Consider the following 15,274-nt stretch of genomic DNA (forward strand, 5'->3'; position numbering starts at 1 on the left):
TATCGGACCTGTATCGGCACGGCACTTGCGACGTTGCGCCCATTCAAGCGACCCCCAACTTCTGCACCTGAGATCCGCGAGGTTCTATTGCGATTCATGTTGCTGGCGACCACGTGGCTCGTCGCCCTCGGCTGCACAAGCGAGACCCTGACCCGACCCAACTCCGTGCCGACCGTCAACATCGCCGACATCCCCGACAGCGCGTGGCAGCAACTCGCGCAGCGCCGACTGTTCTTCGGCCACCAGTCGGTCGGCGCCAATCTTGTCGAGGGCCTCGCCGAGGTACTGCAGTCGAATCCAGGCATTGCGCTTCGCGTCGTCGAGACCTCCGACCCGACGCAGATGGCGGAGCCCGGACTTTACCACGCCGCCATCGGCGAGAACGGAGCGCCAGCGTCCAAGCTCGCCGCCTTCGATTCGATCGTCTCGGCCGGCGTTGCCGCCTCCGGCGTCGCGATGCTCAAGTTCTGTTACGTGGACATCACCGGCGATACCGACCCCGACGCGCTGTTCGCGGACTACGAACGGCGGATCGAGACCCTGCGCGCGCAGCACCCCGGGCTCGTGATCGTGCACATGACGCTGCCGTTGCAGACCGACCCGGGCACGCTGATGTACTGGCGCACGGTCGTGCGCGGCAAGAACACGCCGTGGCGCGAACTCAACTGGATCCGTGCCCGCTACAACGCTCGGATGCGCGAGACCTACGAGGGCAAGGAGCCGCTCTTCGATATCGCGGCGTACGAAGCAGTCGCGCCGGACGGATCGTTTACGGCAGTGCGGTTTCGCGGCAGCTCGGTGCCAGCCCTCGCGGCGGGCAACACGTACGACGGTGGCCACCTCAACGAGGCAGGACGCCGCCGGATCGCCGAGGCGTTCCTGGTGACCTTGGCGCAGCTGCCCGCACCGACCCCGCGCGAATGAGCAGCGCCACGTCCTCCGAGGAGGCGTCGAGCCGCTCGCTTCGCGTGGTCCGGCTCGACGACCGATCGCGCGAAGCGGCAATCGCCTTCGCGCGCAGCGCCTGGGATCGGCCCTGCTCGGACACCTACTTTGACTGGCGCTACCGCCAGGACGCGCCTCAGGAAGCAGCGCTCGCCATGAACGGAGACGAGTGTGTCGGCGGCGTCTTCGCTTTTCGACGCCCGTATCTCACCCCGGATGGTGAGCGCGACTGCCTCGAGATGTTCGATTGGTACGCGGATGATGTGTGGCGCGCCCGCGGCGCAGGCCTGCGCGTCATCAAGGAGTTCATGCGCGACGGTCGTCCGCTGCTTGCCCTCGGCGGCACGCCGCAGGCGCGCGCGATCTTCGAGCGCCTGAAGTGGACGCGACTCGACACCGGCTGGCGGCTCAACCTGCCACTCACCGGCCGTTACTTCCGCGATCGCGGACGCACGGCGGCGTTCGCGGCGGCGTTCGACCTGTCGGCGCGTCACCTGATGGTCCCGCGTGCGCGGGCCTCGCGGGTGCAGCTCGTGCCGGCTGGGACGATGAGCCCGAGCATCGCGGGGATGCTCCGGACCCAGGGTCGCTTTGCCTGGATCCGGTTGGCCGACCCGGCCACGGATGCGTGGCTGCGCCGCGCCCCTGCGTCCTTCGGAACTCTGCTCGGTTTCCACGTGCGCAGCGGCGGCCGACTCGTCGGCTGGGCGTCGGCCCGCATCTACGAGGCTAGCGGTCTGCGCACCGCCGCCGTGCAGGAGCTCTTTCTCGCCGACGACGCGACCTCGCTCTACGGGGGCGCGGCGCGGGAGCTGTGCCGCATCCTGGTCGGATTCTCGCCCGACGTGATCACGGCCGCGACTTCCTGCCGGCATAGCCTTGCGGCCTTGCAACGGCTCCGGTTCCGCCGCGACTATGATCTTCCGATCTATTGCTGGACGGGCACCGAGGTCCCCACGCCGGCCGCGACGCTCGCCGACGGCGCCCACGCCGAGTGGGCGTTCTTCCCATTACCGACGGCCGCCGAGGCGGCCTGGCTCGACGCGCGCTAGCGCGCCGCCACGAAGCGCGCGATCGCCTGAAGACTGCCGAGGTTGGCCTCGGTGATCTCGTCGTCGTTCAGCGTCACACCGAACTCCTCGTCGAGGAAGTTCATCACCTCGAGGACGCCCATCGAGTCCACGACGCCGGCCTTCATCAGGTCGTCGCCGTCATTGAGCTTGAAGTCTGGGCGCATATAGAGGAACTCGCGCTCAATGAACGCGCGCACCTTCGTGAGGATCTCGGACTCAGACTGCGACATCTACGGGTCTCCGGGGAAGTTCAGGGAATCTAGAGGGTCGCCGGCTCGGCATCGCGCATCACGACATCGGCCCCGGCAACCGGCAGCGGCGCCGGCAGCGGCGCCTCAAGGCACCGGCGGTGCCATACGTGGGTGGACAGAATGGCGACGACTGCCTGGTTCTCGCGGAAACCCATCGGCAGCCCCTTCGAGGCCCGGCGCACGAGTCCGGCGACGATATCGGCATCGAAGTAGCCCAGCGCGCGCACCGTCTCCGGCGAGGTCAACTCCTCCACCCAGGCAGGAGTGCTCGCCCCAAAGAACGACGGGGCATCCGGCGCGCGGTACGGCTGCTTGACGCGGTTGCGGATGCTCGGGGGCACCACGTCGCGGGCCCAACGGCGCAGGATCTCCTTCTCCCGCAGCCCAAGGAGCTTGGAGCTGGTTGGAAGGGCGGCGGCCAGCTCGTAGAGCCTGTGGTCGAGGAATGGATACCGGCCCTCGATGGCGTGCGCCATCCCCATGCGATCGCCCTGCGACGAGAGCAGGTATGGCGACAGCAGCGTCGTCATCTCGAGGTACGCGGCGCGATTCAGCGGCGACCAGCCGGCGAACGACGCCGGAAGCGCATCGCGGAGCTGTCCGAGCGCATCGTGACCCTCGATCTCGTCGCGCATCCCGGCACCGTAGAACTCCTTGATGCGTGAGGTCAGCGAGATGCGCGGCAGGTGCGAGAACAGCGGGTCGTCCGCCGACCCGGCATCGAGGAAGAAGCGCCGCCAGAAATCGCCGCCGCGGCCCTGACCGATCAGGTACGGATACACGCGGTCGAGCAGCCGTGGCCGCACGGTGCTGTCGGGCCGCCGCAGGCAGAACAGGCGGACCTGCACTTCCTTGAACAGGTCGTAGCCGAGCATCATCTCATCGGCGCCCTCGCCCGTAAGCACGACCTTGATGTCGCGCTCGCGCGTGAGCTTGGCCAAGAGATACATCGGCACGGGTGCCGTGCGGACCAACGGCGTCTCGGCGTGTGTCACGACGTCGGGAAACGCCGCGGCAATGTCGCCTGCTCCGATGCGAGACACGGCGTGTTGGCTGCCGACGGCCTGCGCCACCTGCTGCTGCCAGGCACTCTCGTCAAACTCCGGGTCCTCGAAGCTGACCGAGAAGGTCCGGAGCTGGTGCGGTGAGGCCGCGGCCGCCAATGAGCAGGTGATGCTGGAGTCGAGCCCCCCGCTCAGGTAGCCGCCGACGGGCACGTCGGCGCGGAGCCGGAAGTCCACGCTCGTGCGCATGACCTCGTCGAGGCGATGGAGCGCATCGCTCGGCTCGTCCCGCTGCTCGGGGTAGTCGAGGCGATACCACTGGCGCACCGAAAGGCGGCCATCCTTCCAGATGGCGTAGTGGCCCGGCGGGAGCTGGGAGACCCCGCGGAAGGGTGTGCGCGGCGGGCGGGCGGCCCAGGTAGTGAACACCTCGTCGAGCCCAAGCGGATCCGCGGCGGCCTCAACCTCTCCGCTCGCGAACAAAGCCTTGGCCTCCGAGGCGAAGAGCAGATCGCCGTTGGCGACGGTGTGGAACAGAGGCCGGACGCCGAAGCGGTCGCGGGCAAGGATCACCTCGCCGGTGGCGCGATCGAACAGCCCAAACGCGAACTGGCCATTGAGGCGATCGAACATGCCCTCGCGCCATTCCTCCCACGCGTGCACCAGCACCTCGGTGTCCGACACGGTGCCGAAGACGTGGCCTCGGGCGCGCAACTCAACGCTGAGTTCGCGGTAGTTGTAGATCTCGCCGTTGAACGTCACCACCACGCGCCCGCCCTCACTCGCGAGTGGCTGCGCTCCGCCCGCCAGGTCGACGATGCTCAGCCGCGTATGGGCAAAGCCCACGCGTGCCCCGGTGAGGAAGCCGTATCCGTCCGGGCCGCGGTGGCGAATGGCCGCAGCCATCCGGCCGAGCGTCTCGAGCGACACGCCGCGCGGCGCCGCCCGTGCGATCCCGGCGATGCCGCACACTACGCGGGCGTTCCTTCGCGACCCAGCGGAACCGGCGTGACGAGCTGAGGCCCGAGATGGAGGTAGCGCGTCGTCGTGCGCTTCTGCTCGATGTCGCGGAAGGCGGCGAGCACCTGCGCCTCGGTCAGCCCCGTCTCGCTCGCCACGGCTGCGGGGGCGATACCGGCCCCGTGCGCGAAGAGCACCTTGTCCAGTGTCTTCGTCGGCAGGAGATAGTAGAACTCCTCCTGGCTCTGCGGCAGCGAGAAGGTGTCCGTCGTCGGCGGCCGCGACGTGATCGACGTCGGCACGCCGAGGTAGTCAGCGATCTGGTAGACCTGGGACTTGTAGAGGTGCGCGATGGGCTTGATGTCCGCCAACCCGTCGCCTCCCTTCACGAAGAAGCCCTGGTCGTACTCAAGGCGGTTCGGCGTGCCGACCACCGCATAGTGCAGCCGATCGGCGTGGAAGTACTCCAGCATCTTCCGCGTCCGCTGCTTGAAGTTCGAGGCGGCGACGATCTCGCGATACTCGGTGCCCGGCAGACGCACCCGACGCTGCTCACCACCGGGCGGCTGCACGACGATGTAGCTCACGTTGATGCGCGCGGTGTCCAGGCGGTCGGTGGGCAGCACCAGCTTGCAACCCCAGTCGTCGCGGAACTCCGGCACGACGCGACGGATCGCGTCGTTGCGGCGCTGGTAGCAGTGGGCGGCCTCGAGGATCGGGGCGATGTCCTCGGTCGTGTGCTCGATGCCCAGCTGCGTCGCCAACTCGGTGGCCAGGCGCAACGACTGCGGATCGCTCTCGCGCTCGGGCATGAAGAGCCCAAAGACCTTTCCGGGCCCGACTGCGCGCACGGCCAGCGCCGCACACACCGAGCTGTCCACGCCGCTGCTCATTGCCACGACGTAACCTCGGCGCTTAAAATCGTCCGCGAGATGACGCCGCATCGAGGCCACGATGGCGTCGGTGGCTGCCGAGGGGTCGAGCTGGAGGGCAGAGGCGATCGTGGGGCTCATCGGGCTGGGCAAGGCGTTGGAGAGTAGGGCCGCGCGGCCGACGGGAAATGTATACCGATGCCCTCGGCTGCGGGGATGCGGACGGCGGGGCGTCGGACCAGATTGCGCGCTATGAACTTCGCTCGAATCCTCTGGGATACCGCAGATTCCGTGCCGGAGCGCGCGGCGATCCGCGACGGCGGCGTGGAGCTGACCTATGCCGCGCTCACCGCGCGTGCCGCGGCCATCGCTGAGGCCCTGGTGGCGGCCGGACTCGAGCGCGGTGCGCGCGTGGCAGTGCTGCTCCCGCATGGCGGGGACGCCGCGGCCGCGTTCTACGGGGCCGCCGCCGCCGGTGCGGTGGTGACCGTGCTCAACTGGCTGTTCCGCCCACGACAGGTCGAACAGACGCTCGAGCATGCCGGCGCCAGGATTCTCATCACGAGCCGTGAGTGGATCGCGCAGCAGACGCGCGAACTGCAGGTCGATGCGCGCATCCTTCTGGTCGAGGAGATCGCGGCGCAAGGCGGCTTCAGTCCCGTGGATGCCGCGGACAGCGATCCGGTACAAATCAACTTTACATCGGGCTCCACGGGCGGCCCCAAAGGCGTCGTGATGAGTCACGCCAACCTCGCGGTAGGCGTGACCACCGTCGTCGACTACCTCGGCATCACCGAACACGACCGCTTGGCGAGCCTGCTGCCATTCAGTTTCGTCTACGGCTTCAATCAGCTCAACTGTGCGGTGGCGACGGGCGCGCGCCTAGACATCATCACGTCGCCGTTGGCGCCGCAGATTGTGCGCGAGCTCATCGCCAACGAGTCGACCGTGCTCGCCGGCGTGCCGCCGCTCTGGATGCAACTGCTGCGCGTGACGGACTTCCAGGCACCACTTCCCTCGCTGCGACTCGTGACCTGCGCCGGTGGCCGCCTGAGTCCGGAGGCGGTGCGGGCGCTGCGGACGGCCCAGCCCCAGGCGGCGCTCTTCCTGATGTACGGGCTCACCGAGGTATTTCGCAGCACATTCCTCCCTCCCGACGAGGTGGACGAACACCCCGACTCGATGGGACGCGCGGTGCCCGGCGCCGCGGTCTACGTCGTGCGTGAGGACGGCACCCTCTGCGACGACGGCGAAGTCGGCGAGCTGGTGCACGCCGGACCCACGGTCGCGCTCGGGTACTGGAATGACGAGGACGCCACGGCGCGGGTCTTCCGCGCCAACCCCGATGCCACTGAAACTGACCCCGCGCTCGCGCGCGCCGCGTACTCGGGCGACCTGGTGCGACGCGACGAGCGGGGATTGCTCTACTACGTCGGTCGGCGCGACCGGATGATCAAGACGCTCGGGTTCCGCGTCAGCCCCGACGAGATCGCCGACGTGCTCTACGCCTCGCAGCAGGTCTCGGAGGCAGTGGCGACCGCAGAACCGGATCCACAGCGCGGGATGCGCATCGTCGCACACGTGGTGCTGTCACCCACGGGTAGCCTGGACGCGCTACGGCGGTACTGCGGTGCGGAACTCCCGCGCCACATGCTGCCGGCGCGCTGGGACGTGCGCGACAAGCTGCCGCGTAACGCGAGTGGAAAGTTCGACCTCCTGGCGCTCGACGCACCCGAGCCGCCCGCCAGCTGACGCGTCTCCCGGCCTCAGGTCGACGCCGATTGAAGCAGCGCGTGCGACCGGATTGCCGTGCCTCTGAAGCGCTCAAGCAGGCGCCGAATCCGCGGTAGCACCCCGGATTGCCCCGCGTAGTGACGCAGGCGCGTCAGCGGCGGCACGTCGAACCGTGGCTGCCCTGGGTCCCACTCCCAGGGATGGATGTAGAAGGTCCCCGGCACCGCGCGCCGCGCCGACTGCCCCAGCGCCCAGTGCACCAGTACCGACGGCAGAATGCGAAAATAGGCACCGCCCGCGGCCGGCAGCGTCGCGCCGGCGACTCGCAGTGTCGCCGGAGGAAACTCTGCCAGACGGCCTGCTGGACGCTCCAGCCAATAAGGATCGCGCTTCCCGCCAGGATATCCGTATCCCCGGCGGCGAACAGGAAACAGCGACGAGTCGTAGCGATGGCCTTCCTCGATCAGGATATCAAGCGCCCACTCGTATCCTGGAATGATCGAGAACGACGGCGCCCGGAACCCGAGCACCTCGCTACCCGTCAGGTCCTCGATGATCCGCTTGGTCTTGCGCACCGACTCGCGGAAATGCTCAGGGGTCTGGTGCGTGATGCGTTGATGGTCGTAGGTGTGCGAGGCGACCTCATGCCCGGCGTCGACGATGCGCCGCATCATCGCGGGGTGCCGCTCGGCGACCCAACCGACCGTGAAGAACGTTCCCGTCGCGTCCTGCGCGGCCATGAGCGCGAGCAGCGCGTCCACCGCCGCTTCCACGCGCGACTCAAATGACTCCCACCGGGACATCGGCGCATAGGGCGCCAGCGCCACGACCTGGAAATACTCCTCGACGTCGACGGTGAAGAAGTGCAGCGGCCGCTTCGACCCCGCCACGCGCGACACCGCTCAGCGAGGCGTCAGGTCGAACTCGGTGCGCGGTCGCAGCGCCCAGCTCCCGACACCGAGCGGCACGAGAACCCCGGCGAAGTCGTACCGCTGGCCCGCGCTCCAGATGCCGGCCATGAACGGCGGACGGAATGCGTCGTCCGCCGCCCGATCGAGAAGCACCGTCAGTGCCCCCGAGCCGTCATTCACCGTGAGACGGAGGCTGCCAGCCACGGTGGCCGAATCGACGATCGCCGCATCGAACACCCGCACCAGCGCCGCATCGAGCGTCCCGGCAGCCGCCGTCGCAGCCTGCAGCGTCGTGATGATGGGCGAGGTCGGGATAAAGGCGCTCCCGAGCGCAAACACCCGAACGTCATCCAGCACGCGCTGCCCGTCGCGAGTCGCGATGCGCCCGAGCAGGCGCAGGCTGTCGCCGGCCGCGACTGTTGCTGGCCGCACGCGTCCGGCGCGGATCGCGCCGGACGTGTCTACCACGTGCAGCAGCGTGTCTGAATACGTGCCCAGCGCGTGCAGCGCCACGCCGGCGAGGAACACGCGCGTGCCGAGCGTGCCGCTCCGGACACCTGCTGCGTCGGTCGATGGATAGGCGGCGAGTGCCGCGACGGTCACGGAATCCTGCGGCCGCACGTTCAGCACGGCGGCATCCACGCCGGTGACCACCAACGTGTCGCCCACGCTGGTGGGATCCAGCACGAGCCGATACGAACCCACCGGCACGCCGCTGAGGCGGAACGTCCCGCTCGCATTTGCCGTGGCGCGCGCCACGGTATCGCCCGCGATCGGCGTGAGCAGGCGCACGCGCGCACCCTCGAACGCGACGTCAGAGGCGTCCACGATGCCGTTCCCGTTGGCATCGAGCATCACGACGCCGAGCACGGCACCCGTCGCGGTGATGCCAACGGAGCGATCGGCCCCGCCGTTGCCGCAGGACCCGCCCGTCATCACGGCAGCGGCGCTCGCCGCCAGCAAGAAGATCCGTCTCACGGGGTCACCCTCACGCCAATACGAAAGAACGCGCCAGGCGTCCAATCGCCAATGCGCTGTCCGAAGGCTGGATTCGAGATGTAACCCACCGTCGTCAGTCCGATGCCTGGATCCGTCGTGAGCACCGACACCGGGTCCACCCGCACCAGGGCGCGGTCCACGGGCGCGGCGTTCACGGAAATCAGGTCGAGGGCGTCGAGCGTGAGCTCGAAACGACCGATTCTTGTCTGGCCGAGGCCGATGGCGGCACGCAGGTCCACACGGTGCACCAGATCCTCACGACACGCGTTGCGCTGCGCAAAGCGGTTTACCGACGACCGCAGGCAGGCGTTGTCCGCGATCAACTCGGCCATCCCCGGAAGCCCCGGGTCGACGAAGGCGGGATCGTTCCGCCAATCGCCGTCGCCGTTTGCATCGACTCCACCGCGCACGCCGGGTGTGAAGGGCAGCCCGCTGTGCAGCCGGTAGGCCAGTCCGAGGCGGAAGGCCTGGGAGGCGCGCCACTCGGCAGTCAGCAGCACGCGATGTGGGATGTCGAAGTCCGAGCGGCCGGCCTCCCATTCGTTGCCGTTCAGCCCCGCCGGAAACGGCGAGAGTCGCGTGCCGGCAAAGCCGACGACATTGTCGCGCGTCTGGCTAAACGTGTACTGCAGCCCGAAGCTCAGGCCGGACTCGAGCACACGCTCGACTTCGACGGTCGCGCCCCAAAACTCCGAGTACCCTGTGTTCTCGAGCGCATAGACGGCGTCGAGTTCCGCAAACCGACGATTGGACACTGGCTCGGCGACCAGCACCTCCCCTTCCTGGCGCAACGCGCCCTGAAGGGGCCGACCGTACTGGTCGAACCCCACGGGCGACGCGGGCAGGTTGAGGTCGCGTCGACGGGCGATGAAGTCCGTGTTGCGATACACACCTGACACCGACGCACTCCACTCGCCCAGTCGCCGCGTCAGGCCAAGCGAGAGGCGCTGTGTCCGCGGTCCGACGAAGTCGGGGGCCAGCAGCGTCACGGCCTGCCCGACGACGGGGGCTTCGGTGACCGACGGTGCTGCGCCGAGGGCCAGGGCCCCAACGCCGTAGCGCACGCTTGCACCCGCATCCAGCGTCAGCGCCTCGGCGATGTCTCGGGCGTCGGGCAACGCGTGGTAGGTCCCAGCGCCACCCTCGAGCACCCACTCGCGCGCGCTGCCGAGCTCCCAGCGGAAGCCAAGCCGTGGCGACGTCCGCGAGGACGTGGCGGCGACGGCGGCGTTGTCGAGGCCCGAGAGACTCGCCAGCGTGCCATTCGCTTCGATATTCCCGCTGGGCAAGCGCGTCTGGTCGAGCCGAAGGCCAAGCAACACGGAGAGGCCGCCGGCGACTTGCCAAGCGTCCTGGACGAAGAGGCCGGTCTCGCGCATCCGGAACTCACCGGCATAGGACGCAGGCTCGACGCGGCGCCACGCGCCAGCCGGCGACGGATCGCCGAGCGCACGGCCTACGGCGAAGATCCCGTCGGACTCCGGCGCAAAGCGCAGATCATAGCGATGCATCGCCGTGACGAGACCAGCCTTCAGGCGATGCGCTCCCGCGTCGACGTGCAGCATCCCGCTGATGCGAGGCACGGCGCCAACGGAGTTGAACGGCTCGCCGACCATGCTGCCGCTGGTCACGCCAAGCAGCGCATCGGATACCCGCGATGCGCCATCGGCGCTGCCGCTCGCCTCCGCCGCCGACGTCGAGACGCGCCACTCGTGCGAGATGCGGCGCGTCAGCCGGCCGAAGATGTTGAGTGCCGCCTGCGCGTTCAGTGCCTCGTAGTCTCGGCCGTAGAGCGCGGCGAGTCCGACCTCATCGCGCGGTCCGCTGGACGTAAGCCGTGCGACGCTCGCCCGCGCCGAGATGGAGAGCCGCTCGCTGGCCTGCCAGTCCAAACGTCCGAACCCACCGACGCGTTCGGTGATCCGCCGCGCGTCCGCGGGCACTCCCGGCCAGGCTTCGTCCTCTGTGCGCTGGTAGTCGACCCCACCGATGGCCTGGGCCGTATCTCCCTGCATCGGGCCGCCCCCGATGTACGCGCCGCCGACCGTGGACGTACCACCCTCGAGAAGCGCCCTGGCGCTCGGCGTGCGTCCGCCGCGGAGGGTGCCGCTGCGCAGGCCGAGTCCGCTACCGCCGACCTCGACGTCGAATCCCAGACCGCCGACCTCCGCGAACGACATGCCACGCACGGGCATCGCCAGGGCCGCGACATCCGCACCGCTGCCTCGCGGTGCCCCGAGACCCTCGGCGTAGGCGCCGTCGAGGAGCAGGCCCGTCATCCGCCAGGGCAGGCCTTCGACGGAGTAGCGGTCGGCGGTGGTGCTGAACGCCGAGATGTCGCCGCCGATGCGCCGGGCGCCCACGAGATCGCCGTATCCCCGTGCGACCATCCAGCGCCCCCCGCTTCCCACCTCGCCCTGTCGCTGCACGCTGTCCACGCTGACCACGGGCGGCGTCGCCACGCGAAGCGTGGCGTCCATCTGCGTGGTATGCGCCGTCCCGATTCGAACGTCGAGATGCACGACCGGGATGAAGCCCAGAGCCTCGACGAAGACGTCGTACCGGCCCCCGAGCAGCGCGTCGAAGCGAAAGGTCCCCTCGCGGTCCGTCTTGGTCCAACGCGCGGCACCCGACGTCCGGTCCACGACACGCACCTCGGCGTCATGGATCGGACGGCGGACGGCGTCGCGGACGCTGCCCTCAAATCGGCCAAACTGTAGGCTCTGCGCGGCAATGCGGTGCGGCACGACGGCACCGCTGGCCAGCGCAAGGACGCCGAGGACAAGCGCGGCCCTGCGAATCACTTGATGAATCACGAGCAGGCGGGTGGCGGACGAGGTGATGCGGGCGGTCAGTGCAGGAAGTATACCGTCGGGACGACCCAGTGGCGAAACACGTGCAGTCCCGACTCTGCCCTTCGGCCCGCGTTCACGATGCCGGTTGCTCGACTCGACGGGGGGCGCGGAACTTCGCGTCAAGACGCTCTCGCAGACTGAGCATCGGAAGTTCGACGAGGCGGTGGGACAGCATCGCCACGCCGAGGGCCAGCAGCACATTCACCGGGAAGGCGTTCCACCACGCCGACTCGTTCCGATTCAGGAAGATCTGCTGCCACAGATAGCAGCTGTAGCTCATGACACCGAGCGAGATGAGCAGGCGGCTGTTGAGCACGCGGCCCACCCGTCCTCCAGCATTTCGCATCGACCAATCGACGAGCAGCGCGAGCCCGAGGTTGACCAGCAGCAGCCCGACTGCCTCGTGCACGGCGAGGATTGCGTGACGAACAGGGGCGTCAATCCCGCGCGCGAGAATGGGCGTAAACGGCTCGACGACAACGTAGACGAAGACGGCCCAGAGCGGTCCGCGCTCGAGAAATCGTCGATACGGAGAAAAGGCCCACAACCTCTCACGGAAGATCGCGAGCAAGCATCCAACGGCAATGATGTCGGCGGTCGTATCGAACGTGTGGAGAATCCCGTCCTGAAACGCGCTGAGGCCATAGGCACCAGGCGGGATGGCTTGGAGAAAGATCCGCCACACCGGCAGTACCACGAGGAGGCCAAGCAATCCGATCGAGGCGCGACGAATCCCGAGCAGCACCAGCACGGCCGGCCACAACATGTAGAACTGTTCTTCCACGGACAGCGACCAACTGTGCCCGAGCTGCCAGGCGGGAAGATGATTGTAGTTCGATGTGTAGGTCACCGCGTGCAGCATGTCGCCGGGTTTCAGCTGGAACAGGCCGAGGGCCGCGGCGATGCCAACAAAGGCGAGAAATACGTAGTAGGCCGGGAATATCCTGAACGTGCGCTTGAAATAGAACCGGAAGATGTTCACGGTGCCGCGCCGGTTGAGTTCGCGCAGCAGAATGCCCGTGATGAGGAAGCCGGAGATGACAAAGAACGTGCGCATGGCCGTGTACGCCAGGCCGTCGATGCGCACGGCTTCCCGGGCAAGCGGAAAATTCCGGGTGCCGAGAAGGTGCGCGAACAGGACGATCAACAGGAGTCCGCCGCGAATGCCGTCGAGCGACGGTATGCGGCGGTCAGTTTCGCTCATACGTCATGGTGCGTCGCCGGAAGCGCGGCGATCCAGGTTGACGGGTGCAGGGTACGAGCCCGCAGGGCTCGGCAACGTCGTGCGCCGACCGCAGGGCATCCCGCAGCGGTAGCGTCAACAGTGCGCTGCTGTCGAACACCGTCTGCTCGTGCGTCACATGCTCCACCGGTTCCGGGCTCTCACACTAGGCGCGTATTAATAGGAAGACTTCGCAAGGTATCGCCCGTTTATCGTCACGGCGAGCGCTCCGTTGCGGACATCGTCGCGACCCGGTAAAAAATGCGCTCCGCCGCCTCCAAGGCACCGTTACCAAGCTTGCGGCACGGAGTCTGCATACCATAGAGGCGGTCTCTCTCGATCGGGCGTGCCCGGAACGATCCGGGCTGCCTGACTCGGCCTCGACGTTGTCCTGACACGAGTGTCCGTGGCATCTTGGACAGAGCATGATTTCTCACGGTAGGTAGGACGTTCTGTGATGCGCGCCCTCAGAAGGCTGGCGTTTGTGGTGCCGTGGCTCACGACGATCCATGGGTGTACGGCAGAAAACCCGACGGCGCCGACGTTCGCCCTGGTCGTCACGACCACTTCGTTGCCGGCCGCGGTTGAGCACGTAGCGTACGCGCCTCCGAAGCTGAGTGCGGCGGGTGGCGAAGGCACGCGCGACTGGACGATCGCGTCCGGCTCGCTGCCCAGTGGCCTCTCGCTGAGCGGAAGCGGCGAGATCACGGGAATGCCAGATGTCGCCGGAACGTCGGCCTTCACCGTCCGAGTGACCAGCAGTGACGGGCAGAGCGCCCAGCGGGCGCTGCAGATCAGCGTGTACGCTCCGCTCGAGGCCACGACGACTCCGCTGGCGGACGGCATGGCCGGCGTTGCCTACGGACCGCTCGGTCTGCAGGCCACCGGCGGCAATGGTGTTTACACGTGGCGAATCGTCGCTGGCTCCCTCCCCAGCGGCCTCAGCCTCAGCCCCGGTGGTGTTATCGTGGGCACCCCTAGCGCGGTTGGAAGCGCGAACTTCACGGTGGAGGTCACGAGCGGCAACGGGCAGACGGCGCAGCAGGTGCTGTCCATCGATGTGCGTGCGTTCCTCGGCATCACCACATCGTCGCTCCCCTTCGGAATCGAAGACTTGCCGTATGGCCCCATCAGTCTGGCGGCGGTCGGCGGCGATGGAAGTGAGGTTTGGTCGGTGATCGGAGGCTCGCTGCCAAGCGGGCTGACACTCGCCGGCTCTGGCATCTCAGGTACGCCGGACATCCCTGGAAGGGCCGATTTCATCGTACGAGTCTCCACAACGGACGGACGCAGCGCCCAACAGGCGCTCTCCATCGATGTGCACGGGACCTTGGTCGTGACGACGACGTTGCTTCCGGGAGCGGTCGCGAATGTCGTCTACGGTCCGGCGCTTCTGACGGCGACCGGAGGCGTTGGGCCGAACACCTGGACGGCCGTTTCGGCCTTGCCGGCGGGTCTCGCATTGGGAACGAACGGCGCGTTGACCGGCACCACGAACGTCGTCGGGACCTTCGACCTGACCGTGCAGGTCGCGAACGCTGACGGCCAGGTCGCGCAGCGGGTGATCTCCTTCACGGTGGCTCCCCAGCCGGTGCTGCTGGCGAGTGAACGCTGCGCTGATTTCCCGCCATATGCGCTCGTGACGTTTGAAGATGCAAACCTCGAACTGGCCGTTCGCTCCGCGATTGGGCTGGCACCGGGCGAGCAGCTGACCTGTGCAATCGCGGCGGGGCTGACCGAACTCGATCAGGTCAGTGGCTCTGAGCGCGGGATCGTCAGTCTGGTGGGAATGCAGAATCTGGTAGGTCTGCAGACGATCTGGCTGGCCAGCAACCTGATCACGGACATCAGCCCGCTGAGTGAATTGGTGCTGGTGGACGAGATCCATCTCCAGCACAACTCCATCGTCGACGTCAGCCCCGTTGCCGGGCTCACGGCTCTCACCATTCTCAGTTTCTGGGACAATGAGGTCGTCGACATCAGCCCGCTGGCTGGATTGACGCAGCTCACCTTCCTGCAACTCGCCGAGAACCAGATCACCGACGTCAGCGCCGTGGCGGGATTGGTCAACCTCACGTTCCTTCGGCTCTATCAGAACTTCAACCTGGTCGACATCACGCCGATCTTGAACAATCCAGGCCTCGGCCCCGGCGACGAGCTCCGCATCATGTGGACAATGGCGCCGTGCAACGACCTCGCCGTTCTCGTGCAGCGGGGAGTGGCGGTTTACTCGGAGTACGACCCCACGGGCTTGGTCCCGTGGAATGAGCTCTGTCCGTAGGTCGGCCCAATTGGACGGATGGGCAACCGGCGCGCCGCATCCGACGCCACGCTGGCCTAGGTCACGCTAGACCTCGCGCTTTCGCGCCGCTGCCACGGTTGCGTCAGTCTTGCGTGGCGTGAATGCCACAACGCAGGGGAGGTGTGGCCCTTCGCGAGCGCTTCGAC

The 15,274-nt window shown here is 67.7% G+C and carries 11 protein-coding genes; 4 read left to right on the plus strand and 7 right to left on the minus strand.

Annotated features, from left to right (window positions below):
- The first annotated feature begins 96 nt into the window (after window positions 1-96).
- Together KF709_05920 and KF709_05925 are read left to right on the plus strand one after the other, a co-directional pair.
- Complete coding sequence (locus KF709_05920) at window positions 97-924, plus strand: hypothetical protein (GenBank protein MBX3173929.1); 828 nt, start codon at window positions 97-99, stop codon at window positions 922-924.
- Window positions 921-1,997, plus strand: coding sequence for a hypothetical protein (locus KF709_05925; protein MBX3173930.1), 1,077 nt, complete (start codon window positions 921-923; stop codon window positions 1,995-1,997). The genes KF709_05920 and KF709_05925 overlap by 4 nt, the downstream gene beginning before the upstream one ends.
- Here KF709_05925 and KF709_05930 read toward each other — a convergent pair.
- From KF709_05930 to nadE, 3 genes are read right to left on the minus strand one after another with little or no spacing between them, the layout of a single operon-like run.
- A complete protein-coding gene (locus tag KF709_05930) occupies window positions 1,994-2,248 on the minus strand; it encodes an acyl carrier protein (GenBank protein MBX3173931.1) in 255 nt (84 codons plus the stop codon). The two genes, KF709_05925 and KF709_05930, sit on opposite strands and share 4 nt — an antisense overlap.
- 29 nt (window positions 2,249-2,277) lie before the next feature.
- The gene (gene asnB, locus KF709_05935; protein MBX3173932.1) at window positions 2,278-4,245 is read right to left on the minus strand and encodes an asparagine synthase (glutamine-hydrolyzing); all 1,968 of its coding nucleotides are present in this window, start codon (window positions 4,243-4,245) and stop codon (window positions 2,278-2,280) included.
- Window positions 4,245-5,246 (minus strand): NAD(+) synthase, encoded by a 1,002-nt coding sequence (nadE, locus tag KF709_05940; GenBank protein ID MBX3173933.1) that lies wholly within the window; start codon window positions 5,244-5,246, stop codon window positions 4,245-4,247. The genes asnB and nadE overlap by 1 nt, the downstream gene beginning before the upstream one ends.
- 111 nt (window positions 5,247-5,357) lie before the next feature.
- Between nadE and KF709_05945 the strand changes: the two genes are divergently transcribed.
- Window positions 5,358-6,857, plus strand: coding sequence for an AMP-binding protein (locus KF709_05945; protein ID MBX3173934.1), 1,500 nt, complete (start codon window positions 5,358-5,360; stop codon window positions 6,855-6,857).
- A gap of 14 nt (window positions 6,858-6,871) precedes the next feature.
- On the opposite strand, the gene KF709_05950 is transcribed toward KF709_05945, so the two are convergent.
- From KF709_05950 to KF709_05965, 4 genes are all read right to left on the minus strand, one after another.
- Window positions 6,872-7,729 carry a DUF3473 domain-containing protein gene (locus tag KF709_05950; protein ID MBX3173935.1) on the minus strand — a complete coding sequence of 286 codons (858 nt, stop codon included), beginning with the start codon at window positions 7,727-7,729 and terminating at the stop codon, window positions 6,872-6,874.
- Window positions 7,730-7,741: 12 nt separating this feature from the next.
- Window positions 7,742-8,728, minus strand: coding sequence for a hypothetical protein (locus KF709_05955; protein ID MBX3173936.1), 987 nt, complete (start codon window positions 8,726-8,728; stop codon window positions 7,742-7,744).
- Complete coding sequence (locus tag KF709_05960; protein MBX3173937.1) at window positions 8,725-11,553, minus strand: TonB-dependent receptor; 2,829 nt, start codon at window positions 11,551-11,553, stop codon at window positions 8,725-8,727. Before KF709_05960 ends, KF709_05955 begins: the two co-directional genes overlap by 4 nt.
- 124 nt (window positions 11,554-11,677) lie before the next feature.
- On the minus strand, window positions 11,678-12,808 hold the full coding sequence (locus KF709_05965; protein MBX3173938.1) for an acyltransferase: 1,131 nt from the start codon (window positions 12,806-12,808) through the stop codon (window positions 11,678-11,680).
- 475 nt (window positions 12,809-13,283) lie between these two features.
- On the opposite strand from KF709_05965, the gene KF709_05970 reads away from it, so the two are divergent.
- Complete coding sequence (locus KF709_05970) at window positions 13,284-15,107, plus strand: putative Ig domain-containing protein (protein MBX3173939.1); 1,824 nt, start codon at window positions 13,284-13,286, stop codon at window positions 15,105-15,107.
- Window positions 15,108-15,274 lie beyond the last annotated feature (167 nt).

It is taken from the genome of Gemmatimonadaceae bacterium (assembly GCA_019637445.1).
Lineage (GTDB): Bacteria > Gemmatimonadota > Gemmatimonadetes > Gemmatimonadales > Gemmatimonadaceae > Pseudogemmatithrix.